Source organism: Micromonospora sp. LOL_023 (assembly GCF_048060115.1).
GTDB lineage: Bacteria > Actinomycetota > Actinomycetes > Mycobacteriales > Micromonosporaceae > Micromonospora_E.
This window is the reverse complement of sequence record NZ_JBHMIM010000028.1, coordinates 41,006-63,385: the sequence shown is the minus strand read 5'-3', so window position 1 is coordinate 63,385 and position 22,380 is coordinate 41,006. Positions and strand designations below refer to the sequence as shown.

21 protein-coding genes are annotated in these 22,380 nt (G+C 70.9%); 8 read left to right on the top strand and 13 right to left on the bottom strand.

What is annotated here, in order from left to right:
* Positions 1 to 10 precede the first annotated feature (10 nt).
* From ACFHVL_RS16855 to ACFHVL_RS16835, 5 genes are all read right to left on the bottom strand, one after another.
* A complete protein-coding gene (locus ACFHVL_RS16855; RefSeq protein WP_416628940.1) occupies positions 11 to 790 on the bottom strand; it encodes an SDR family oxidoreductase in 780 nt (259 codons plus the stop codon).
* Positions 774 to 1,895 (bottom strand): NAD(P)H-dependent flavin oxidoreductase, encoded by a 1,122-nt coding sequence (locus tag ACFHVL_RS16850; RefSeq protein WP_416628938.1) that lies wholly within the window; start codon positions 1,893 to 1,895, stop codon positions 774 to 776. The genes ACFHVL_RS16855 and ACFHVL_RS16850 overlap by 17 nt, the downstream gene beginning before the upstream one ends.
* Complete coding sequence (locus tag ACFHVL_RS16845; protein WP_416628957.1) at positions 1,892 to 2,647, bottom strand: CoA-transferase subunit beta; 756 nt, start codon at positions 2,645 to 2,647, stop codon at positions 1,892 to 1,894. The genes ACFHVL_RS16850 and ACFHVL_RS16845 overlap by 4 nt, the downstream gene beginning before the upstream one ends.
* Positions 2,648 to 2,652: 5 nt before the next feature.
* On the bottom strand, positions 2,653 to 3,513 hold the full coding sequence (locus ACFHVL_RS16840) for a CoA transferase subunit A (protein ID WP_416628937.1): 861 nt from the start codon (positions 3,511 to 3,513) through the stop codon (positions 2,653 to 2,655).
* Positions 3,514 to 3,609: 96 nt separating this feature from the next.
* Positions 3,610 to 4,851, bottom strand: coding sequence for an acetyl-CoA C-acetyltransferase (locus tag ACFHVL_RS16835; RefSeq protein WP_416628936.1), 1,242 nt, complete (start codon positions 4,849 to 4,851; stop codon positions 3,610 to 3,612).
* Between the two features lie 261 nt (positions 4,852 to 5,112).
* On the opposite strand from ACFHVL_RS16835, the gene ACFHVL_RS16830 reads away from it, so the two are divergent.
* The 5 genes from ACFHVL_RS16830 to ACFHVL_RS16810 all read left to right on the top strand — a co-directional run bounded on the left by ACFHVL_RS16830 (position 5,113) and on the right by ACFHVL_RS16810 (position 11,408).
* Positions 5,113 to 6,435 (top strand): FAD-dependent monooxygenase, encoded by a 1,323-nt coding sequence (locus tag ACFHVL_RS16830; RefSeq protein ID WP_416628935.1) that lies wholly within the window; start codon positions 5,113 to 5,115, stop codon positions 6,433 to 6,435.
* Entirely contained in the window at positions 6,435 to 7,922 is a 1,488-nt protein-coding gene (locus ACFHVL_RS16825) for an aldehyde dehydrogenase family protein (protein ID WP_416628934.1), read from the top strand. Before ACFHVL_RS16830 ends, ACFHVL_RS16825 begins: the two co-directional genes overlap by 1 nt.
* Positions 7,909 to 9,537, top strand: a complete 1,629-nt coding sequence (locus ACFHVL_RS16820; RefSeq protein WP_416628932.1) for a phytoene desaturase family protein — start codon at positions 7,909 to 7,911, stop codon at positions 9,535 to 9,537. Before ACFHVL_RS16825 ends, ACFHVL_RS16820 begins: the two co-directional genes overlap by 14 nt.
* Complete coding sequence (locus ACFHVL_RS16815; RefSeq protein ID WP_416628931.1) at positions 9,530 to 10,333, top strand: SDR family NAD(P)-dependent oxidoreductase; 804 nt, start codon at positions 9,530 to 9,532, stop codon at positions 10,331 to 10,333. Before ACFHVL_RS16820 ends, ACFHVL_RS16815 begins: the two co-directional genes overlap by 8 nt.
* Before the next feature lie 73 nt (positions 10,334 to 10,406).
* Positions 10,407 to 11,408 (top strand): ABC transporter substrate-binding protein, encoded by a 1,002-nt coding sequence (locus ACFHVL_RS16810; protein ID WP_416628930.1) that lies wholly within the window; start codon positions 10,407 to 10,409, stop codon positions 11,406 to 11,408.
* Between the two features lie 26 nt (positions 11,409 to 11,434).
* Here the strand turns inward: ACFHVL_RS16810 and ACFHVL_RS16805 are convergent, their stop codons facing one another.
* The 3 genes from ACFHVL_RS16805 to ACFHVL_RS16795 all read right to left on the bottom strand — a co-directional run bounded on the left by ACFHVL_RS16805 (position 11,435) and on the right by ACFHVL_RS16795 (position 15,093).
* Positions 11,435 to 13,645: a putative bifunctional diguanylate cyclase/phosphodiesterase gene (locus tag ACFHVL_RS16805; RefSeq protein WP_416628928.1), complete on the bottom strand. Its 2,211-nt coding sequence runs from the start codon at positions 13,643 to 13,645 to the stop codon at positions 11,435 to 11,437.
* A 118-nt stretch (positions 13,646 to 13,763) separates the two neighbouring features.
* On the bottom strand, positions 13,764 to 14,525 hold the full coding sequence (locus tag ACFHVL_RS16800; RefSeq protein ID WP_416628926.1) for an SDR family NAD(P)-dependent oxidoreductase: 762 nt from the start codon (positions 14,523 to 14,525) through the stop codon (positions 13,764 to 13,766).
* A 4-nt stretch (positions 14,526 to 14,529) separates the two neighbouring features.
* The gene (locus tag ACFHVL_RS16795; protein WP_416628925.1) at positions 14,530 to 15,093 is read right to left on the bottom strand and encodes a nuclear transport factor 2 family protein; all 564 of its coding nucleotides are present in this window, start codon (positions 15,091 to 15,093) and stop codon (positions 14,530 to 14,532) included.
* Between the two features lie 69 nt (positions 15,094 to 15,162).
* On the opposite strand from ACFHVL_RS16795, the gene ACFHVL_RS16790 reads away from it, so the two are divergent.
* Both ACFHVL_RS16790 and ACFHVL_RS16785 read left to right on the top strand, forming a co-directional pair.
* Positions 15,163 to 16,335, top strand: coding sequence for an ABC transporter ATP-binding protein (locus ACFHVL_RS16790; RefSeq protein WP_416628923.1), 1,173 nt, complete (start codon positions 15,163 to 15,165; stop codon positions 16,333 to 16,335).
* Positions 16,335 to 17,360: an ABC transporter ATP-binding protein gene (locus ACFHVL_RS16785; protein ID WP_416628921.1), complete on the top strand. Its 1,026-nt coding sequence runs from the start codon at positions 16,335 to 16,337 to the stop codon at positions 17,358 to 17,360. Before ACFHVL_RS16790 ends, ACFHVL_RS16785 begins: the two co-directional genes overlap by 1 nt.
* A gap of 8 nt (positions 17,361 to 17,368) precedes the next feature.
* Here ACFHVL_RS16785 and ACFHVL_RS16780 read toward each other — a convergent pair whose 3' ends face one another.
* Entirely contained in the window at positions 17,369 to 17,830 is a 462-nt protein-coding gene (locus ACFHVL_RS16780; RefSeq protein WP_416628920.1) for a nuclear transport factor 2 family protein, read from the bottom strand.
* Between the two features lie 67 nt (positions 17,831 to 17,897).
* Here ACFHVL_RS16780 and ACFHVL_RS16775 point away from each other — a divergent pair, with 67 nt between their 5' ends.
* A complete protein-coding gene (locus ACFHVL_RS16775) occupies positions 17,898 to 18,365 on the top strand; it encodes a nuclear transport factor 2 family protein (RefSeq protein WP_416628919.1) in 468 nt (155 codons plus the stop codon).
* A gap of 59 nt (positions 18,366 to 18,424) precedes the next feature.
* Here the strand turns inward: ACFHVL_RS16775 and ACFHVL_RS16770 are convergent, their stop codons facing one another.
* The 4 genes from ACFHVL_RS16770 to ACFHVL_RS16755 are packed head-to-tail and all read right to left on the bottom strand — an operon-like array spanning position 18,425 to position 22,363.
* Positions 18,425 to 19,639: a PLP-dependent aminotransferase family protein gene (locus ACFHVL_RS16770; RefSeq protein WP_416628918.1), complete on the bottom strand. Its 1,215-nt coding sequence runs from the start codon at positions 19,637 to 19,639 to the stop codon at positions 18,425 to 18,427.
* Entirely contained in the window at positions 19,636 to 20,439 is an 804-nt protein-coding gene (locus ACFHVL_RS16765; protein WP_416628916.1) for an SDR family NAD(P)-dependent oxidoreductase, read from the bottom strand. Before ACFHVL_RS16765 ends, ACFHVL_RS16770 begins: the two co-directional genes overlap by 4 nt.
* Positions 20,440 to 20,499: 60 nt before the next feature.
* Positions 20,500 to 21,414, bottom strand: a complete 915-nt coding sequence (locus tag ACFHVL_RS16760; protein ID WP_416628915.1) for an ABC transporter permease — start codon at positions 21,412 to 21,414, stop codon at positions 20,500 to 20,502.
* Positions 21,407 to 22,363, bottom strand: a complete 957-nt coding sequence (locus tag ACFHVL_RS16755) for an ABC transporter permease (protein ID WP_416628914.1) — start codon at positions 22,361 to 22,363, stop codon at positions 21,407 to 21,409. The genes ACFHVL_RS16760 and ACFHVL_RS16755 overlap by 8 nt, the downstream gene beginning before the upstream one ends.
* Positions 22,364 to 22,380: the final 17 nt, after the last annotated feature.

The following is a 22,380-nucleotide window of genomic DNA, read 5'->3' as shown; positions in this document are numbered from 1 at the left end:
GGTCGGGTCCTCACGGGTGTTGGCTGCTGACCGAGAGCACCTCGCCCGCCAGGTACGAGGCGTAGTCGCTGGCCAGGAAGACGATGACGTTGGCCACCTCCCAGGGCTCGGCTGCCCGGCCGAACGCCTCCTGGCCAGTGAGTGCGGCCAGCAGGTCGTCGTCGGTGACCTTGGCGAGATTGGCGTGCATGGCGAGGCTCGGCGCGACCGCGTTGACGCGTACGCCGGCTTCGGCGGCCTCGACGGCGGCGCAGCGGGTCAACGCCATCACCCCGGCCTTTGCGGCGGCGTAGTGCGCCTGCCCCTGCTGCGCACGCCAGCCGAGCACGGACGCGTTGTTGACGATGACACCCCGGCGGCGCGGCGTCATGTGCCGCAGCGCGGCCCGGGTGCACCGGAAGGTGCCGGTGAGGGTGACGTCGAGGACCCGGTGCCACTGCTCGTCGGTCATCTCGGTGACCCGGGCGGTGCCACCGAGTCCGGCGTTGTTGACCAGCACGTCGAGCCGGCCGTAGTCGGCGACGACCCGGTCGATCATGGTCTGGACCTGCTCTTCGACGGTCACGTCGCAGACGATGGCGAGGGGTTCGACACCGGTGGCGGCGGCGAGTTCGGCGGCGGTCGTCCGCAGCCGACGCTCGTGCCGGTCGCTGATCGCCACCCGGGCACCCTCCTGCGCGCAGCGCAGCGCGGTGGCTGATCCGATGCCGGTGCCGGCGGCGGCCGTCACCAGGACGGTGCGGTCGACGAGCAGTCCGTGCCCGGACGGTGGTTCAACGGCGGTCGCCATCGGGTCCTCTCCCCTGCAGGTCGTCCAGCACCGTCTGCGCCTGCGCGATGATCCGGTCGATCAGCTCGGCGCAGCTGGGCAGGTCGTCGATGAGTCCGGTGACCTGTCCGGTCGCCATCACCCCGAGGTCGGCGCGGCCGTCGACCATGGCCGCCTTGAGCAGCATCGGGGTGTTCGCGGCGAGCAGCACCTGCCCCCAGGTCAGCTCCCGGCTGTGCCGCATCGCCCGCCCGTCGGCGAGCAACCGTGGCCAGGAGGTGCCGGTCAGTCGCCGGAACCGGGCGGCACTGCGTGCCGAGCGGGCCAGCCTGCGCAGCGGCCCGGAGCGTTCCAGCCGGTCGATGAACTCGGTACGCAGCAGTCGCTGCGGCACGCCGTCGAGCGCGCTGGTGACGACCGTGCCGTCCACCCCGGCGTCGAGGTAGCGGCGCTGCACCTCGGGGCTGACCGTCGTGTCGCGGGTCAGCAGGAAGCGGGTGCCCATCGCCACCCCGGCGGCGCCGTAGGCGAGCGCGGCGACCAGACCACGGCCGTCGAAGAACCCGCCGGCGGCGATCACCGGGATGTCGACCGCGTCGACGACCTGTGGCACCAGCAGGGTGGTCGGCACCGCGCCGGTGTGACCGCCGCCTTCGGCACCCTGCACGATCACCGCGTCGGCGCCCCAGCCGGCGACCTTCTCGGCGTGCCGGCGGGCCCCGACCGAGGGCACCACCAGCACCCCGGCCTCCTTGAGCCGGGCGATCAGGTCGGGTCGGGGGGCCAGGGCGAACGAGGCGACCCGGACCTGTTCGCGGATCAGCAGGTCGATCCGCTGTGCGGCGTCGGTGGCGTCGGAGCGCAGGTTCACCCCGAACGGCTGCGTGGTGTGCTGGCGAATCTGGGCGATCGCGGTGGCCAGCTCGGCCAGGTCGAGGGTGGCGCCAGCGAGGATGCCGAGACCACCGGCGTTGGCGGTCGCGGCCACGAGTCGTGGCCCGGACACGAAGCCCATACCGGTCTGCACGATCGGGTGCCGCACCCCGAACAGCTCGCAGATCCGGGTACGCAGCGCCGGGTGCGTCCGGGCGGCATCCGCTGCGGTGGGACCGGCACCGGTGTTCATCGTGGCACCTCCGCGTCCCGGTGGCCGGCGGGGTCGATGACGGTACGGATCAACCGCAGCTCCGCCGGCGTCGGCAGCCGGGTCTGCGGCACGTCGGCGTCGACCTGCAGGTCGAATCCGGTCGCCTCGCGGATCTGGTCGACGGTGGCCCCTGGATGCACCGAGACGAGCCGCATCCGGTGATCCGGACCGGGGAAGTCGAACACCCCGAGGTTGCTCACCACCCGGCGTAGCTGGTGGTAGCGCGACGCGGACGGACCGGCCGCTGCGGCCCGGTCGTAGCCGATTCCGCAGACCAGGTCGACGCGCTCGACGAAGATCCGTCGGCTGTGCCGGGGCACCCAGTAGCTGCACGGGTGACTCACCGTGTTGCCGGGTGCGCCCCGCACGCCGAGCAGCGCCACCTTGGGCCGGTGGAAGTCGCCGATCGCCGAGATGTTGACGTTGCCGTAGCGGTCGATCTGGCCCGGGCCCATCATCACGTGCCGCCGGCCGGACCAGATCAGCTCGAAGATCTGCCGGAACGGCAGTACTCCCTCGACCTGTGCCGGGGGCTCGCCGACCGGCCAGGTGCCGACGCCGAGCGAGGCTTCACCGTCGGTGAGCAACAGGTCCGGGGAGAAGGTTGCCCGGGCCAGCCGGGCCCCGACCGTCGGGACCAGCCCGATCGGGCTGGCCAGGATCTCGCCGTCACCGCGCCAGGCCTCGGCGCAGGCGACCACGCAGACCTCGGCGCGCGTCGACGCGGTCACCTCGCTCACCGGGCCACCTCCAGCTGCTGGTCGCGGTCGGCGACCGCGTGTTGGTACCCGGCTTCGTCGGTGTCGAGGTAGCGGCGGTGGAAGTCGACCCACCGCTCGGGCGTGGCCGCGGCGGCGGCGTACTCCCGCTGGAACTGCTCGTCGCGGGGGTAGTCGGGCTCGCAGGAGGTGAAGTGGGCGCCGTGGGCGGCGGGGACCACGCCGCGGACCTGGTGCCGGCGGATGAGCACCGACGCCGCCGGGTCGAGTTCCTCGGTGGACACGATTCGCTCACAGGAGACGTACGCGCGGTCGGCGGCCGCACAGTACAGATCGTCGAAGTACGGGTCGGGGCCGAGGCAGAGCGCGTTGCCGTGCACGTCGGCGCGGTGCAGGTGGACCAGGGCGGCGTCCAGCCGCAGCGCCGGCACAGCGACCAGTTCCTCGTCGTCGTACGGGGAACGTACGGTGCGTAGTCGCGGGTTGATCCGCAACACGTCCGAGCCGAGGCCGACCCTGGTGGGTAGGAACGGCAGCCGGCAGGCGGCGGCGTACAGGCCCAGGTACAGCATGCCCTCGTCGTACTCGACCGCCTCGATGGCGCCGGCCTGGCGGGCGGCCCGAAAGTGTGGCTCCAGCGGGATCGAGTCGAGCGACACGAAGCCGTACACCAGCCGGCGGACCTTGCCGGCGGCGAGCAGCAGTCCGACGTCCGGGCCGCCGTAGCTGACGATGGTCAGGTCGTCGAGGTCCGACCGCAGGATCGCCCGGACCAGCGACATCGGCTTGCGGCGCGAGCCCCAGCCACCGATGCCGATGGTCATCCCGGAGCGCAGCTCGCTGACGACCTGCTCCGCGGTCATCCGTTTGTCGGTCATGCCCACCTTCTCGATCCTGGCCGTTTCCGGGGTGCGGTACGCCGGAACCGGCGCTTCGGCAGCGTACCAAGCGCTTGATTGGTCAAGCTAGGCCGGTCAGCTGATCCGCTCGATCACCATGGCCATCCCCTGGCCGCCGGCGGCACACATGGTCACCAGACCGAACTGCCGGTCGCGCTCGCGCAGCGCGCGGATCAGGCTGGTGGTGATCCGCGCGCCGGTCGACCCGAACGGATGCCCGACGGCGATCGCGCCGCCGTGCACGTTCACCCGGTCGAGGTCGATGCCGAGCGTCCGTACGCAGGGCAGCACCTGGGCGGCGAAGGCTTCGTTGATCTCCACCAGGTCGATGTCACCGATGCCCAGCCCGGCGTGCCGCAGTGCCCGAGCGGTCGCTTCCACCGGGCCGAGGCCCATGATCTCCGGGCTGAGCGCCGAGACGCCGGTGGAGACGATCCGGGCCAACGGGGTGATGTCCAGTTCGGCGGCCCGGGTGGCACTCATCACCACCAGCGCGGCGGCCCCGTCGTTGAGCGGGCAGCAGTTGCCGGCGGTAACCGTCCCGTCCGGACGGAACACCGGTTTCAGCGCGGCCACCGACGCCAGCCGGACACCGGAACGCGGGCCGTCGTCGCGGTCGACGACCGTACCGTCGGGCAGGGTCACCGGCGTGATGTCGCGGGCGTAGAACCCGTCCGCGATCGCCCTTTCCGCGAGATTCTGGCTGCGTACCGCGAACTCGTCCTGCTCGGCCCGACTCACCCCGGACAGCTGCGCCACGTTCTCGGCGGTCTCCCCCATCGCGATGTACGGATCCGGCGCGAGGCCGGCGACGCGGGGGTCCTGCCACGGTCCCGACCCGCCAGCGGACCGCGCCGCCGTGCGCTCGCTGGCGGACGCGTACCGCTCGTTGCGGGTGCCGGGCAGATTGTCCGACTTGCCGAGATCATACCGCGAGACCATCTCGACCCCGGCGGAGACGAAGATGTCACCCTCACCGGCACGGATGGCATGGAAGGCCATCCGGGTGGTCTGCACCGAGGAGGCGCAGTACCGCTGCACCGTCGTGCCGGCCGTGCCGTCGAGCCCCAGGCCGACGGCGACCATTCGGGCCAGGTTGTAGCCGTGTTCGCCCGCCGGCTGGGCGCAACCGAGCAGGACGTCCTGCACCTGTGCCGGATCGAGCGCGGGCACCTGCGCCAACGCGGCCCGGGTGATGTCCACGGCAAGGTCGTCGGGTCGCAGCATCGCCAGCGAGCCCTTCCGTGCCCGCCCGATCGGCGACCGGGCGGCCGCGACGATCACGGCCTCGGGGGTGGTGGAGTTTCGGGGTGCCATGCCAGGCAGCGTACCCGAACAAGCGCTTGGTTCACACCCTGCCGGGTGCGACGAATACGGGCCGCCCTGGCCGCCACTGATCAGCGGGCTCGCGGCACGGGCCGCCGACGGACGCGCCACCGACGGACGCCATCGAGTCATTGTTCTGCTGAACAGAAACGCCACTGCTCAGAGATTCTTCGCAGCAGAAGGAAGGTTAGCGTCGGGCACCCAGACCGGCCCGGCGATCCCCGGCGGCCGGCTCCACCAACAGGAGGCGCGATGACGGCCACCCACCGGCAGACCGACGAATTCATCGTGGTCGGTGGCGGCATCGGCGGGCTCGGCACCGCCCTCGCCCTCGCCCGGGCCGGCCGACAGGTACGGGTGTTGGAGCGCGCCGCCGTCTTCGGCGAGGTCGGTGCCGGCATCCAACTCGCCCCCAACGCCACCCGGCTGCTGCGCGAATGGGGGCTGCTCGACCGGCTGATCGCCGTCGGCCTGGCCCCCAGGCACCTGGTTCTCGCCGACGCTCAGACCGGCCGTGAGCTGCACCGGCTCGATCTCAGCGGGCCCTTCACCGAGCGCTACCTGGCCCCGTACGTCGTCGCCCACCGCCGCGATCTACTCGATCTGCTGCTCGCCGCCGCCGCCGAGGCCGGTGCCGTGCTGGAGCCCGACCGCGAGGTGGTCGGCATCCGGCCGGGACCGGACGCCGTCGACATCGACTGCGCCGACGGGCAACGGTACCGGGCCCGAGCGGTGGTCGCCGCCGACGGCCTGCACTCCCGGTTCCGGGCGATGGTCAGCGACGACCAGCCAATCTGCAGCGGCTACGTCGCCTACCGGGGCGCCATCCCGATCGGACAGGCCAGCCAGCTCGCCGATCTGGACGACGTGATCGCCTTCATCGGCCCGGGAATGCACTTCGTGCAGTACGCACTGCGCGGCGGCAGCTACTACAACCAGGTCGCGGTCTTCCGCAGCGACCGGTACCAGCAGGGCGCCGAGGAGTGGGGCGGCCCCGACGAACTACGCGAGACGTTCTCCCGCGCCTGCCCGCACGTGCGCACCGCCGTACGGACCATCCGCACCGACCAACGATGGCCGATGTACGACCGGGTACCGATCGACAACTGGGTGCTGGGCGGCCGGTTCACCCTGCTCGGTGACGCCGCCCACCCCATGCTGCAGTACCTGGCCCAGGGTGCCTGCCAGGCGTTGGAGGACGCCGCTGCACTCGCCGACGCCGTCGCGCGACATCTGCCCCCGGGCCCGCTCGGTGCCGACGCACCGGTGCGGGCCGCGCTCGATGAGTTCGCCCGGGAACGCGCCCCACGCACCGCCCGGGTGCAGCGCAACGCCCGTACCTGGGGAGACATCTGGCACGTCGACGGCATCGCGGCCGCGCTGCGCGACGACGCGCTGGCGCACCGCGGCCCGACCGACTACCGGGCCACCGACTGGGTCTTCGGCCACACTGCCGCCCAACGCGGCTCCTCCCCGGTCGCGACCGCCGAGGCCGCCGCGCCACCCGCGACCGTCACCACCCCCGTGCGGGCGACAAAGACGACGCCCACGGCGACGAACCCGGAAGGTATCTGATGACGTCGGACCCTGGCCACGACTGGCGGATGCTCATCGCCGGACAACTCGTCTCGGCCAGTGACGGCGGCCTGGTGGAGACCCGGTCGCCGGCCACTGACGCGGTGCTCGGTCGGGCCCCCGCCGCCACCGTCGCCGATGTCGACCGCGCTGTCACCGCCGCGCACGCCGCCCAACCGCGGTGGGCCGCGACGCCGCCCAGACAGCGTGCCGGCGTGCTGCGGCAGGTGGCCGGTGTGCTCCGTGCGCACCGCGCCGAACTCGGCCGGCTGGACGCCGCCGACGGCGGCAACCCGGTGACCGCGATGACCGCCGACGTCGACCTGGCCGCCGGACTGCTGGAACGCTTCGCCGACTGGGCCGACCAACTCGGCGGCCGGACCCTGCCCGGCGACGACGACCACCTGCACTACACCACCCGGCGACCGTACGGTGTGGTCGCCCGGATCGTGCCCTACAACCATCCGATCATGTTCGCCGCGTCGCGGATCGCGGCGCCGCTGCTGGCCGGCAACTCGGTGCTGCTCAAGGCTCCGGACCAGACCCCGCTGTCCGCGCTGCGCTTCGGCGAACTCGTCGCGGACCTGTTGCCGGCCGGTGTGCTGGCGGTGCTGACCGGCGACGGCGCCACCGTCGGTCCGGCGTTGGTCGGTCACCCGCTCGTTCGCCGGATCGCGTTCACCGGCAGCACCCGTACCGGGCAGGCCGTGCTGCGCACCGCCGCCGCGCACGGGATCAAACAAGTGTCCCTGGAACTCGGCGGCAAGAACCCGATGGTGATCCTCGACGACGCGGACGTGGCCGCCGCCGCGGCCGGCGCGGTCGCCGGGATGAACTTCCACTGGACCGGCGGGCAGTCCTGCGGTTCCACGTCCCGGCTGCTGGTGCACCGCTCGATCGTCGCCGAGGTGGTCGAGCGGGTGGTGGCCGGAGCCAGGGCGGTCCGGGTCGGTGACCCGCTGGACCCGGCCACCGAGATGGGCACCATGGTCTCCGCCGCGCACCGGGACCGCATCGCCGGATATCTGCGACAGGGACGCGCCGCCGGGCTGAAGCTCGGCACCGGCGGCGGGGTCCCGGCCGGGCCCGGCGCCTACCTGGAGCCCACCGTGTTCCTCGACGTCCCGCCGGACGCACCACTCGCCCGCGAGGAGATCTTCGGCCCGGTGCTGTGTGTCACCCCGTTCGACGACGAACGGGAGGCGCTTCGGCTGGTCAACGACTCACCGTACGGCCTGACCGCGAGCGTCTGGACCGGCGATGTCGGGCGGGCGCACCGCTGGGCGCGGGCGGTCGACGCCGGATACGTCTGGATCAACACCGCGTCCCGGCACTTCGCCGGACTGCCGTTCGGCGGGGTCAAGGACTCCGGTCTCGGCAGCGAGGAGAGCGTCGAGGAACTGCACTCGTTCACCCAGCCCAAGTCGGTGACCATCCACCTAGGACCGACAGATCGGCAGCAAGGAGGCGACCGTGACGACCACTGACGACCAGGCCGGCACGTACGACGGCATCATCATCGGGGCCGGTCAGCACGGCCTGATCCTCGGCACCTACCTGGCCCGGGCCGGGCTGCGGGTGCTGCTGGTCGAGCGACGGCTGCGCCACGGCGGCGGATTGAGCACCGAGGAACGCACCCTGCCCGGGTTCCAGCACAACCTGCACTCGATCAACCACTTCAGTATCACCTCGACCCCCTGGTTCCGCGACCTCGGCCTGTCCGCCCGGGTGCGGTACCTGACGCCACGATACGAGTTCGCCCAGCCACACCGCGACGGCAGCGCGTTGGTCTTCTCCCGTGATCTCGACGAGACGCTGGCCAGCATCGCCCGGTTCAGCAAGGCCGACGCCGACACGTTCCGGGAATGGAACGCCAAGGCCGAGGAGATGACCCAGCAGATCTTCCTCCGCGAACGGTTCAGCGAGCCGCTGAGCCCGGCCGAGCGCGACGACCTGCTCGGCCGCAGCGAACTCGGTCGGGACTTCCTCGCGTTGACCCAGCGGCAGCCCGGCGAAGTGGTCGAGGAACTCTTCACCGACGAGCGGGTCAAGGTGCTGTTCCTGTTCAAGCTGTCGTTGTTCGGCACGGTGCTGCACGAGACGCTCGGCACGCACAGCCCGCTCGGCTCGCTGATCCGCGCCTTCGACCTGACCACCGGCTACGAGTTGTGCGTCGGCGGCAGTTGGAACCTGGCCCGCGGCCTGATGGAGCAGTTCATCGCCGCCGGCGGTCACTACGCCAACCAGGCCCACGTCGAACGGATCGTCGTCGAGGGCGGTCGGGCCGCCGGCATCGAACTGGCCGACGGCCGGACGATGCGCGCCCGGCAGTTCGTGGCCAGCACTCTGGACCTGCACCAGACGCTGGAGACACTGGTCGGGCGGGACCAGCTACCCGCCGACTACCTGGCCAGACTGGACCGCTTCCACTACACCGGATGGACCCTGTTCGGGCTGCACCTGGCGCTCGACGAGCCCCCGGCGTACACCTCGGCGGCCTTCGACCCGAACGTGAACCAGGCGCTGAAGTACAACATCGGCTCCGAGACGATCGCCAGCCTGATCGCCGCCCACGACGATGTCGACGCCGGCCGGGTGCCGGCCAACGTCCAGTTCGGTGCCGGCGCGCTGAGCGTGCTCGATCCGAGCCAGGCACCGCCAGGCAAGCACACCGCGTACGCCTGGCACGTGGTGCCGTGGGCACCGGACGGCGACCACGAGAACCTGCGCACCATGCAGGGCGACATGGCTCGGTCGATCATGGACAAGTGGCGCCAGTACGCGCCCAACCTGACCGACGCCAACGTGCTGGGCTCCTACACCTACACGGCGTACGAGTACGCCCAGGAGCTGATCAACATGCGTCAGGGCGACATCTTCATGGGTGCGCTCAGCGCCGACCAGGTGCTGCACAACCACTTCGGCTACCGCACCCCACTGCCGAACCTCTACCTGGCCGGCTCGGCCACCCACCCGAACGGCGCGATCAGTGGTGGCGCCGGCTACATCGCAGCCGGGGTGATCGCCCGCGACCTCGGGGTCGCCCCATGGTGGCAGCCGATGGACGCCCGTACCGAACTGGCCAGGCTCGGCGATGGCTGAGCCGCGCGAGGCGGACCGGACGTTGGTCGGGACCGGGCCGGCGGCGGCGCACCGGCTGGCCGGCCGGGTGGCGGTCGTGACCGGCGCGGCGCAGGGCCTCGGTCGGGCGTTCGCGCACCGGTTGGCCGCCGACGGCGCGCGAGTGGTGGTGGCCGACCGCAACGTCGACGCCGCCACCGCCGTCGCCGCCGAGATCGGCTCCGACGCGCTGGCAGTCGCTGTCGACGTCGCCGATCCGGACAGCGTGGCGGCGATGACGGCGCGGACCACCGACGCGTTCGGCGGCATCGACGTCCTGGTCAACAACGCCGCGATCTTCTCCACGCTGGCCATGCGCCCGTTCGAGGAGATCGACCCGGCCGAGTGGGATCAGGTGATGGCGGTCAACGTCCGTGGACCGTTCCTGTGTAGCCGGGCGGTGGCACCGGTGATGCGCGGGGCCGGCTACGGCAAGGTCGTGAACATCTCGTCGGCGACGGTCTGGATCGGTCGGCCGCACTATCTGCACTACGTGACCTCCAAAGCCGCGCTGATCGGGATGACCCGGGCGCTGGCCACCGAGTTGGGTCCGGCCGGCATCCGGGTCAACGCGGTCACCCCCGGTGCCACCCGGACCGAGATCCCCCGCGCCACTGTCACCGCCGAGCAGGAACAGGTGATCGTCGCGGGTCAGGCGATCAAACGCCGGCAGGTTCCGGCCGACCTGGTCGGGGTGGTCGCCTTTCTCGCCGGTCCGGACAGCGACTTCATCACCGGGCAGACGGTCAACGTCGACGGTGGCGCGGCCTTTCACTGAGCACCGCGTACCGCCGGGCGACCGCACCGCTTCGACGACGCACACGGCATCGCCCGAGATAGCTGGAGGAATCATGGCGAACCGGCGGCCCATCAGCCTGGCCTGCTGGGACTACGACCGGACCCGGGCGCTGCGAGAGGCAACCGTACGCCCGGCCGGGGTCGACCTGACCTATCTGCCGTTGGCACCGGAGGAGACGTTCTTCCGGATGTTGCGTTGGCAGGAGTTCGACGTCGCCGAGATGTCCCTGTCGTCGTACGTGTTGTCGTTGTTCGCCGACGAACCGCCGTTCGTGGCGATCCCGGTCTTCCCGTCGCGGGTCTTCCGGCACGGGTCGATCTACCTGGCCCCCGGGTCGACGGTCACCGGCCCGGCCGATCTGGTCGGCCGGACCATCGGCATCCCGGAGTACCAGATGACCGCCGCCGTCTGGATCCGCGGCATCCTGGCCGAACACCACGGACTACCGGTGGACGCGGTCGGCTACCGCACCGGTGGGCTGCACTCCCCCGGCCGGCAGGAGAAGCTGCGGTTGGCTCTGCCGACCCGGTTCGACGTGCGGGCGATCGGCGACGGCGAGACCCTCGACGGGCTGCTGCGCACCGGCGCGATCGACGCGCTCTACACCGCGCGGGCGCCACGCTCGTTCGACCCGGCGGCCGGCCGCGACGGGGTACACCGGCTGTTCCCCGACCCGGCGACCGTCGAGCGGGCGTACCTGCGGGCCACCGGCATCTTCCCGGTCATGCACACGGTGGTGCTGCGCCGCGACGTGTACCAACGCGACCGTTGGCTGGCCAGGGCGCTGCTGGACGCCTTCACCGAGGCCAAGGACCAGGTCTACGAGCAGCTGCGGGAGGTGACCGCGCTGAAGGTGAGCCTGCCGTGGGTGGTGTCGGCCGCGGAGGAGGCGGCAGCGCTGCTCGGCGACGATTTCTGGCCGTACGGGGTCGAGCCCAACCGGACCGTGCTGGAGACGTTCCTGCGCTACTCGCACGAGCAGGGGCTGGCTGGACGGCTGCTGGAACCGGCGGAGTTGTTCGCCCCGGAGACGCTCGCCGACACGGTGGTCTGACCGTCGGCCTGTAGCCCGTGGCCGGGCTACGGGACTGCCGACCGCAGCAGCGCCGCCCGCATCGCCGCACCCTCCAGCGGTCGGGACAGGCCGAACCCCTGGCCGAACTCGCAGCCCATCGCGGTCAGTTCGGCGCGTTGGCCGTCGTTCTCGATGCCCTCGGCGACCGTGGTCAACCGCAGCCCGTGGCTCATCGCCATGATGGCGCGGACCACCGGCAGGCAGGTCGGATCGTCACCGCCGATGCGGGCCACGAACATCTTGTCGATCTTCAGCTCGTCGATCGGGTAGCGGTGCAGATGGCCGAGGGAGCTGAAACCGGTGCCGAAGTCGTCCAGCGCGATCCGTACGCCGAGTCGCCGCAGCGTGGACAGCTGGGACACGACCGTGTCGTGTTCGGTGGCCAGGACGCTCTCGGTGATCTCCAGGGTGAGGGTGCCCGGGGGCAGGTTGGAGTGCTCCAACGCGGCCAGTACGTCGGCGACGACGTCACCCAGCACGAACTGGCGCACGCTGACATTGACGTTGATCTGTAGTGGCTGGTTGATCAGCCGCTGCCATGCGACCCCGCTGACGCACGCCTGCCGCAGAATCCAGCGACCCAACGGGACGATCAGGCCACTGCCCTCGGCCATCGGAATGAACTGGTCCGGCGGGACGGTCCCACGCTGCGGGTGGCGCCATCGGACCAGCGCCTCCACTCCCCGCACCGTACCGTCGGCCAGGGTGTGGATCGGCTGGTAGTGGAGCACGAACTCGCTGCGCGACAGCGCACCCTGGGCGTCCACCTGCAGCCGTTCCCGATCGACGGCATGCTGATGCAGCTCGGTACGGTAGCGTACCCGGCGGGCCCGACCGGTGCCCTTGGCGATCCGCAGTGCGATGTCCGCCTCGCGCATCAACCGGTCCGCGTCCGCGTCGCCGTCACTGACAGCGATGCCGACCCGCGCCGAGACCAGTCGAAGGTCGTTGGCGACTTCGATCGGCCGGTCGAAGACCGCGAGCAGGTCGTCGGCGGTCCGGACCGCCTCGCGCGCCGTGGACCGCCCGCCCAGCAGCAACACGGCGAACTCGTCGCCACCGAGGCTGGCCAACAGGTCGTCCGGCGCCAGTCGACGCTGGAGCAGGCCGGCGACCTGGATCAGCAGCTCGTCACCGGCCCGGTGACCGAGAACATCGTTGACCACCGTGAACGAGTCGATGTCGAGCAGCAGCAGGGCAACGTCGGTGGTCGCGCCGAGCACGCCGGCCAGCCGCTCCCGCAGCAGGGCCCGGTTGGCCAGCCCGGTGAGTGGGTCGTGGTACGCCTGGTGGCGCAGGCGTTCGGTGAGCAGCACCCGGTCGGTGACGTCCCGCACGGCGAACAACAACCCGCGTATGTTCGGGTCGTGCAGGAGGTTCTGCCCGCTGATCTCCACCGTGGCTGGTCGGTCGTCGTTCGGGATCGGGACCCGGCACTGTGTCGTCGCCGCCGTGCCCGGCTCGGCCAGCAGCCGCGACAGCCAGGCAGCCGCCGCCGCCCGGTCCGCTTCGACGATCCAGTCGAGTAGCCGGTTGCCGGGCAGCCCGGCGGTCAACCGGAAGACCTCTACCACGGCCGGGCTCAGGTAGCTGGCGGTCGTGTCGGCGTCGGTGACGACGATGACGTCGCGCGACGACCGGACGACCGCCTCGAACCTGGCCGCCGTGCCGGTCTCGTACCGACGCACCGCGAACAGCACCAGGCGCAGTGCCAGGCACGACAGCAGCAGCCCGGGGCCGTACTGGGCGAGCTGCACGTCGCTGAACGAACCGCCGGCGGCCAGCACACCGGTGGTCATCGCGGTCAGCGTCAGCCCGACCGACAGCAGTGCTCCGGGCAGGCCACCATAGAGTGCCCGCAGGGAGGTGCCCACGAAGAGCACCCCGCCTGCGGGCAGTGCGCCGACCGCCCAGATGACCACACCGACGCCGACGGCGGTGAACAGGTCGTGCACGATCGTCGACCGTTCCCGCCGGTAGAGCAGCACCGTGAGCACCGCCAGGCCGACGACGGCCAGCAACGCCGGCCAGGATCTGTCCTGCGGCACCACCGGGTTGATCGCCCACTGTGCGACGACGATCGTCAGGCACACCAGCAGGAAGGCCAGGAAGGCCCGCCGCACCACCGGCAACAGCGGCTGGTTGGCGCCGACCTTTGCCCAGGAACGCAGCGCGGACCATGACGCCCGTGAACCCGAATCACGTCCCAGGGCCATGCCCGCCAGAGTACGACGTACGGCTACGGCCGGGGTGGCCGACACTCCAACGTTCGGCGTCCCTCTTGGACCAATCGGTTGATGTCGCTGAGCCGTCGCTCGGTGACGGTACGCCTTCTCACAACAGGTTGGATCGGTGGAATCCACCATCGACCGGGATCATCGCCCCGGACAGGTACGAGGAGTCTTCCGCGCAGAGGAAGGCGATGGCGGCGGCGAACTCGTGGTATCCCCCGACCCTGCCCAGGTGGACCGCGCGGTCCAGATGGTCCTGGCGCTGCGGGGGTCGGCTGGGAAACGGCGCGTTGCCCACGATGATCCCGTTCGACGAGACACCGCGCGCCGCGTACTCCTTGGCGATCGAGGCGACCAGGGCGCTCATCCCGGCCTTGGCCGCGGCGTACGCGGCCCCGTCGACCTGACCGTTGGTGCCGGAGATCGAACCGACGCCGACGACATGGCCGCGACCGGCGGCCAGCATGCCCGGCAGCACGGCCCGGGCACAGAGAAACGCCGAGGTGAGGTTGAGGGTGAGGAATCCGGTCCAGTCGTCGAGGGTCGCGTCGGCGACCGGCGCCCACTGGGCGCCGGGCAGGGCTCCCCCGGCGTTGTTGACCAGGATGTCGATCGGACCATGCCGGTCGGCCACCTCGGCTACCAGGCTGGCCACCTGGTCGGCCGAGGTGATGTCGGCCTGGCCGGCGACCGCTCGACCCGGCAGCTCGGCGGCCGCGGCCAGGGTCTCGGCGATGCCGTCCGGGTTGATGTCGTTGATGATCACTGTTGCTTCCTCGGCGGCGAGCCGCAGCGCGGTCGCCCGGCCGATGCCCCGGCCGGCCCCGGTGACCAGGGCAACCTTTCCGGTGAACCTCACGGCCATCCGGTCAGCCTTTCTGGAACAGGGGGTTGCGGGCGTTTTCGCTGATCACGACCATGGTGGCGAAGCGCCAGCCGACGCCGGGCTCCCGCCGCATACCGAACAGGTACGCGCCCTCGTGCTCGCCACGACGGAACTGCGGGCCGTCGCCGCTGGTCGCGACCAGGCTGTACACGGCGGCGACCGAGGCGGTGGCGCCGTCGGCGGCGACCCTGATCACCGGAGGGTGGATGAGGTGACGCAGTTCGTAGGTCCTGATCACGTCGGCCGACGGTGGGCCGTCGGCGTCGCCGGAGCGCGGCAGGACCGGGTGGAAGTACAGTTCACGAAGTTTGTCCTTGCCCTTCACCGTCTCGTTCAGGGTGCCACGGAGTTGGCGTTCGAAGTCGTCGGTGTAGTAGGCGAGCAGATCGTCCCAGCGGCGGCGGTCGCACAGCCAGCCATAGAGCATCACCAGGTCGGTGATGCGCCGGTGGTCCTCGGCGAGGGCGACCCGCTCCTCGATCGTGCCGGGCTCCCGTTCGGGCAGCTCCACCACTGCGATCAGTTCGTCGAGTTCGTCGTCAGTCATCGGATCTCCACGTTTCAGGCAGGTAACGAGGGCTCGCCCAAAGTACCAAGCGCTTGTTAGGCTGGCAACGTGCAATCCGATGAACCGGCTCCGCTGCTCGCCGTGGATGACCTCGCCACGAGCTTCCCGACACCGCGTGGCGCACTGCGCGCGGTCGACCGGGTCTCCTTCACTCTCGCCCCGAGCGAGGCGCTCGGCGTGGTCGGTGAGTCCGGGTCGGGAAAGTCGGTACTGGTCCGCACCATCATGAACATCCTGCCTCGGCAGGCGGAGATATCACCGCAAAGCCGGATCCTGTTCGAGGGTGCCGACGTACGGGACCGCCGGGGCGCCGCCGCCCGCCACTTCTGGGGAGCCGAGGTGGCGATGGTCTTCCAGGACCCGATGACCTCACTCAACCCGGTGCGCACCATCGGGCGACAACTCACCGATCCGATGCGCCACCACCTCGGACTTGGCCGGCGGGCGGCCGACACCCGGGCCGCCGAACTACTCGCCGAGGTCGGCATCGACGAGCCCGGTCGCCGACTGAGGCAGTACCCCCACGAACTCTCCGGCGGGATGCGGCAACGCGTCATGATCGGCATCGCCCTGTCCTGCTCCCCCAAACTGCTGATCGCCGACGAGCCGACCACCGCGCTCGACGTCACGGTGCAGAAGGAGATTCTCGACCTGCTCGCCCGACTGCGCACCGAGCTCCGGATGGCGATGATCCTGATCAGTCACGATCTGGCGGTCGTCGCCGGCCGGACCGATCGAACCCTGGTGATGTACGCCGGCCGGATGGCCGAGATCGGTCCGACCGCCGACCTGTTCCGGCACACCAGACACCCGTACACCGCTGCGCTGCTCCGGTCGACACCACGCATCGACGAACCCAGCCACACCCCACTGGAGGTGATCCCCGGCACCGCTCCCGACCTGGTCGAGCCGCCTGCCGGGTGCCGCTTCGCACCGCGCTGCCGGCATGCCCGGCCGCAATGCCAGCTCACCGATCCCCCGCTGGTCACCGACAGCCCGCAGACCGGCGACCACGTCGGCGGTGCGCCTGAACCGGCGGCCGACGCGACCCCCGACCACCCGCACCGGTACGCCTGCTTCTATCCGATCGGCACCGCCGCCGGCGACAGGGCACTCGCCGACAACCTCGCCGAGGGGCGGACCGGGACCGGGCTGGACCTGCGGGCGGTCACCGCCGGCCGAGACATCGACCGGTCCGTACTCGATCGGGCGGTGAGCTGATGGCCGGCACCGGCAAGGCCCACCTGCGAGACGATGACGACGTGGTGCTGCGGGTCGAGGACCTGACCGTGGAATTCCCCGCCGGGCGGGGACGCACGATGCAGGCGGTCTCCGGCATCAGCCTGGACGCCCGGTTCCGGGAGACCGTCGGCCTGGTCGGCGAGTCGGGCTGCGGTAAGTCGACCACCGGCCGAGCGATCCTGCAACTGCCGCCGCCGACCAGCGGATCGGTCCGCTTCGACGGCACCGAACTGACGTCGCTGAGCGGCGAGCGGCTGCGCCGCACCCGTACCCGGCTGCAGATGATCTTTCAGGATCCGATCTCGTCGCTCAATCCTCGCCGCACCGTCCGGGACATCGTCAGCGAAGGGCTGCGGATCTGGCGCCGCGATCGCCGGGCGCAGGGTCGGACCCGGGTCGACGAGGTACTCGACGCCGTCGGCCTGGACCCCCGGCTGGTCGGCGATCGTCTCCCGCACGAGCTGTCCGGCGGGCAGTGCCAGCGGGTCTGTATCGCCCGGGCGCTGATCCTGGAACCGGCCGTGGTGCTCTGCGACGAACCGGTCAGCGCCCTCGACGTCTCGGTCCAAGCCCAGATTCTCAACCTGCTGGAGGAGATGAAGCACCGGTACGGTCTGACCCTGCTGTTCGTCGCCCACGACCTCGCGGTGGTGAAACGGGTCAGCGACCGGATCATGGTGATGTACCTGGGAAAGGTATGCGAGGTCGCGACACCGGACACGCTTTTCGCCCGACCTGCCCACCCGTACACCGCGCTGCTGCTGCGCTCGATCCCGGAGTTCGATGACAGGTCGACGGCACCGGGGCGGTCCAGCGGTGAACTGCCGTCGGCGGTCGACCCTCCCAGCGGATGCCGGTTCCGCACCCGCTGCCCCCGGGCCGCCGAGGTCTGCGCACGCACCGAACCGACGCTGCGCGAGGTCGGCCCGGACCAGTACGTCGCCTGCCACTTCCCCGACGACCGGCCGGCCGGTGAACGAGCCGCCCACCGGCCACGGTCGTGACGCCAGGGTCAGCCAGCGGCCGCCGGAGCCTCCAGCAGGTCATCGTGGCGCATCCACTCCAGCAGGTGCTCCCGTCGGCTGATCAGCCAACGGCCGTCGACCCGGACCAACTCGTCGAGATAGCGCAGACCCCGGGTCCGCATCCGGGGTGCGCCCGCGGGCCGGTCGATCAGGTGCGCCAGGGCGTACGTCTCGGCGACCGCCCGGTCTCCGGTCACCTCGGCGTGGTGGTTGCCCATGAAGTGCATCGACGCGCGCAGATCGACGATCTCCAGCGGGAAGCGGAACGACGAGCGGCCGGTGAAGAACGCCATGATCTGGTCGACGCCGCCTGCCACCCGTACGCCTTCGTAGCTGCCCTCCACGTCGTCGGTGAAGCAGCTGCGCAACCTGGCCCAGTCCCGGCGGTCGATCGCCATGAAGTACCGGTTCACCACGTCCGCGACAGCCAGCCGGTCAGCGGTCTGCATGATCTTGACCTCGATTTCCGTCCATGACCGGCGGCGCGTGCGCCGCCGGAATCGAAAGGGGTTCACCGTGCCCGAGTACGCCGATGACCGCGCGGCCATCGTCGAGTTGATGAGCCGGTACGCGCAGTGTTGCGACCGGCGTGAGTTCGACGCCGTCGGCGACTGCTTCACCGACGACGCCCAGGCGGAGTACTCCGGCAAGCGGTTGCCACGCGGAGTACGGCACATCGTCGCCCACATGGCGCCGCTGGCCAGACTCGCCGCCAGTCAGCACGTGGTCGGCTCGGTCACCGTCGAGGTGGCTGGCGACCGCGCCACCGCCAGCTCGTACACGGTTGCCCACCTGGTTCGGCCGGTCGACGACGGCCACGAGGTGGTACACCGGGGGCTGCACTACGCGGACCGGCTGGTCCGCACCGACGATGGCTGGCGGATCAGCGAGCGCGTCCATCAGGTGCTGTGGAGCACCAGCACGCCGACCACCTGGCCGGTGCCGCGCTTCACCACCACAGCGCAACCGCAGCCCGCGAGCTGACCTGTCGGCTTCTCCCCGGATGCGTCCGGGCGGGTCCGGCCACGCTGCGGCCGCCGGACTCACCCGGGCGCTCCCAGGTCGTCGAAAGCCTGCCCGATCCGGTCCACCGCGGTCACCAGACCCGCCGGATCCAGCATGCTGAACGACAACCGCAGCTGCCGAGGGAAGGCGTCGACCAGTGAGAACTCGTCACCGGGCACGACCGAGACCCCCCGGCGCATCGCCGCCCGGGCGAGCGTCAACGCATCGATCCCAGGGGCCTGCACGGTGACCCAGAGGAACATCCCGCCCTCCGGCGGCACGCCGGCCAACCGGCCGGCCAACCGGCCGCGCAACGCGCCAATGAGTGCCTGCGCCCGCTGCCGGTAGAGCACGCGCAGGCCGGCCAGATGACCGGCGAACCAGTCCGGCGTGGTCAGCAACTCCACGAGCAACCGCTGGCTGAACGCCGCCGAGTTCAGGTCGGTCGCCTGCTTCGCCACCACCAGCCGCCGGTACAGCCAGTGCGGCGCCGCCAGGTAGCCGATCCGCAGGCCGGGGGCGACCAGCTTCGAGAAGCTGCCGAGATAGACCACGTGCTCGGCGCCGGACGACGCGATCGGCGGCAGGTCGGATCCGGTGAACCGCAGCTGACCGTACGGATCGTCCTCGACGATCAGGAAGCCGTACCGGGCAGCCAGGGCCACCAGCTGGGTACGCCGTCCGAGAGCGAGGGTTCGGCCGCTCGGGTTGGAGAAGTTCGCGACCAGGTAGCACAATTTGGGCCGCAAGCCAGCGCGCAGCTGCTGGGCGAGCCGGTCGGTGTCCATCCCGTCGTCGTCGACCGGCACCTCGACGATCCGTGGCTGGTACGCCGCCAGCGCCCGTAAGGCCCCGACGTAGGCGGGGGACTCGACGACCGCGACGTCACCGGGGTCCAGCAGCACCTTGCCGATCAGGTCGAGCGCCTGCTGCGACCCGGTGGTGACCAGCAACCGGCCGGCCGGATCGGGCAGCCGCAGCCGGCCGGCAAGATCCGCGCCGACCAGATCGAGCAGCGCCGGATCTCCCTCGGTGGGTGAGTACTGCAGCGCGGCGGAGGCGGCGGTGGTCAGCACCCGGCCGGCCGCCGCCGCCACCGCCACCACCGGGAACGCCTCGGCCGGCGGCAAGCCGCCGCCCAGCGACATCAGCCCGCCGGCCGGCGGCGACCCGGCCGCCGCGGCGACCAGTTCCCGCAGCTTCGACGGACGCATTCCGGCGGTACGGGCGGCGAGGTCGGGTCGGGCCGTCACCCCATCGACCATCCGCCGTTGGCCCGGATCAGCTGTCCGGTGACGAATCGGGCCGCGTCGGACACCAGATAGAGCACCAGCAGCGCCTGATCCTGCGGATCACCGACGACGTTCATCGGTGACCGGGCGGCCATGCCGGCCAGCCACTGCCGTTTGCGCTCCTCGTCGACGCTGCCGTCCGGGTTGGTGAAGTTGCGGGCGCTGAAGTTGGTCAAAGTCGCACCGGGGGCGATCGCGTTGACTCGGATCCCCTTCGGACCGAGCTCCAGGGCGAGCGTCCGGGTCATCCCGACGACGGCCAGTTTGCCGAGGTGGTAGAGGCCGTAGCCGGCGGCGGGCAGATCGGCGGCGGTCGAGGAGATGTTCACGATCGCGCCGGCGCCCCGGCGGGCCATCACCTCGGCGGCCGCCTGGCAGCCGTACAACACGCCTTTGACGCTGATCGCGAACTCCGCGTCGAGGTCCGCCCCGGTGACCTCGGTCAGGTCCCGCACCAACGACGGCACGCCAGCGATGTTGCAGTGGATGTCCAACCCGCCGTACCGGTCCACTGCCGCGGTCACCAACGCGTCCAGGTCCGGCCGACGGCTGACGTCGGTACGCTGGAAGATGGCCTGCCCGCCGGCATCGGTGATGGCGGCAACCGTCTCAGCTCCACGATCAACATCGATGTCGGCGACGACGACGCTTGCCCCGACACCGGCCAGGGTCTGCGCGACCGCCCGGCCGATCCCGCTGCCGGCACCGGTCACCGCAGCGATCCGGCCGTCCAACCGGAACACCGACTCGTCCGTTCTCATGGCGGACCTCCTTCTACTACTTGCCGGCCGGCTCAGCTCCCGCCGACCCGGTCCGGACGGTCAGACCTGGGAGTCCCGGGGGTCCCACCGGGCCCGGGCCCGCTCGCCGACGATGTTGAGACTGAAGACGGTGAGGAACATGAAGACGCCGGGGATCAGCGGCACGTGCGGGTGCCGGCGTAGCTCCCGCAGTCCACCTTCGGCGATCATGTTTCCCCAGGACGGAGCGGGCTGTTGCAGGCCCAGGCCGAGGAAGGCCAACGATCCCTCCGCGACGATCAGCACCGCGGCGACGATGAAGGCGTACGAGACCAGCGGCAGCGCCACGTTGGGCAACAGTTCGCGGACCAGGATCCGGGCGTGGGTGGCGCCCATCGCCCGGCCAGCGGTGACGAACTCCCGTTGCGCGAAGAGCAGCGTGTTGGCCCGGGCCAGCCGGATCATCGTCGGGATACCGACCACGGCGAGCGCCAGTCCACTCTTGAGCACCGCCTCCGGGACGGTCCGGGGCGGGCCGAGGACTGCCGCGAAGGCGATCAGTAGGACGAGCGCGGGGATCACGAGCGTGGCGTCGGCGAAGACCCCGATCACCACGTCGACCCAGCCCCGGAAGTAGCCGGCGACCATGCCGATCAGGCCACCGATCAGCAGGCTGACCACGACGGTGCAGCCCACGGTCAGCAGGCTCACCCGCGCTCCGTAGATGGAACGGGCCAGCAGGTCGAGGCCGAAGCCGTTGGTACCCAGCGGGTTGGCCGAGAACAGGTCCGGGCGGGCGTAGCCGGCGACCCCGATGGTCGCGGTGGTGTCATCGGGGTTGCCCAGCGGCAGCAGATCGGCGAGCAGCGCGCAGGCGGTGAGCCCGATCAGCCAGCAGACGCTGAGCCAGAAGGCGACATCCACGCGACGACGCCGGGTGGACCGGGGTGACCGATCGGCGGCCGGCGCGGCAACAGGTGGGCTGAGATCAGGCATGCCGCCTCCGGATCCGTGGGTCCAGGTAGCCGTACAGCACGTCGACCGCGAGATTGAGCAACAGGTAGATCACCGCGATCAGCAGCACGCCGCCCTGCACGAGCTTGAAGTCGTTGCCCTGCGCCGCCTTGATGATCACGCTACCCACGCCGGGCAGCGCGAAGACCGCTTCGACGATGATGGTGCCGCCCAGCAGCCGGCCGGCGCTGACCCCGGCCAGGGTGATCAACGAGAACGACGATGGGCGCAGCGCCTCACGGAGCATGATGTGCCAGCCGGGCATACCCTTGGCTCGGGCGGCGAGGATGAAGTCCTCCTGCAGGGTGGCCACCAGATCGCCGCGCAGCAGCCGGGCGAAGACCGGCGCTTCGGCCAGCGCCAGGGTCAGCGCGGGCAGGAAGGCGTGCCACAGATTCTGCCCCCAGCCCGAGTCGGACGGGCGGGCCCACTGCCCGAGCGGGAACCAGCCGAGGTAGATGGCGAACATCAGCAGCAGGAGCAGACCGACCAGAAACGGTGGGACCGAGATGACGCCGATGGTGCCGGCCGAGATCCACCGGTCGACCGGTCCACCGGCCCGGTACGCCGACCACATCGCCAGTGGGATCGCGATCAGCAGGGCCAGGAAGATCGCCATCGCGGCGAGTTGCAGGTTCACCGGGAACGCCCGCAGCAGCCGGTCCGAGACGTTCTCGACCGGTGGCACCAGGTTCTGTCCGAGGTCGCCGCGCAGCACCCCGCCGAGCCACTCGAAGTAGCGCTGCACCGGCGGCTGGTCCAAGCCCATCTCGGCGCGGATCCGCTGGTAGTCGGCGGGCGTGCCGGTGTTGCCGAGCACCTGAGCGGCGGGGTCACCGGGCCCCAGTTGGAGCAGGACGAACGTCCCCACGCTCACCAGGAACAGCACCGGGACGAGCAGAGCCAGTTTGATGGCCACGGTCCGCAGCATCAGCGTTCCTCTCTCGT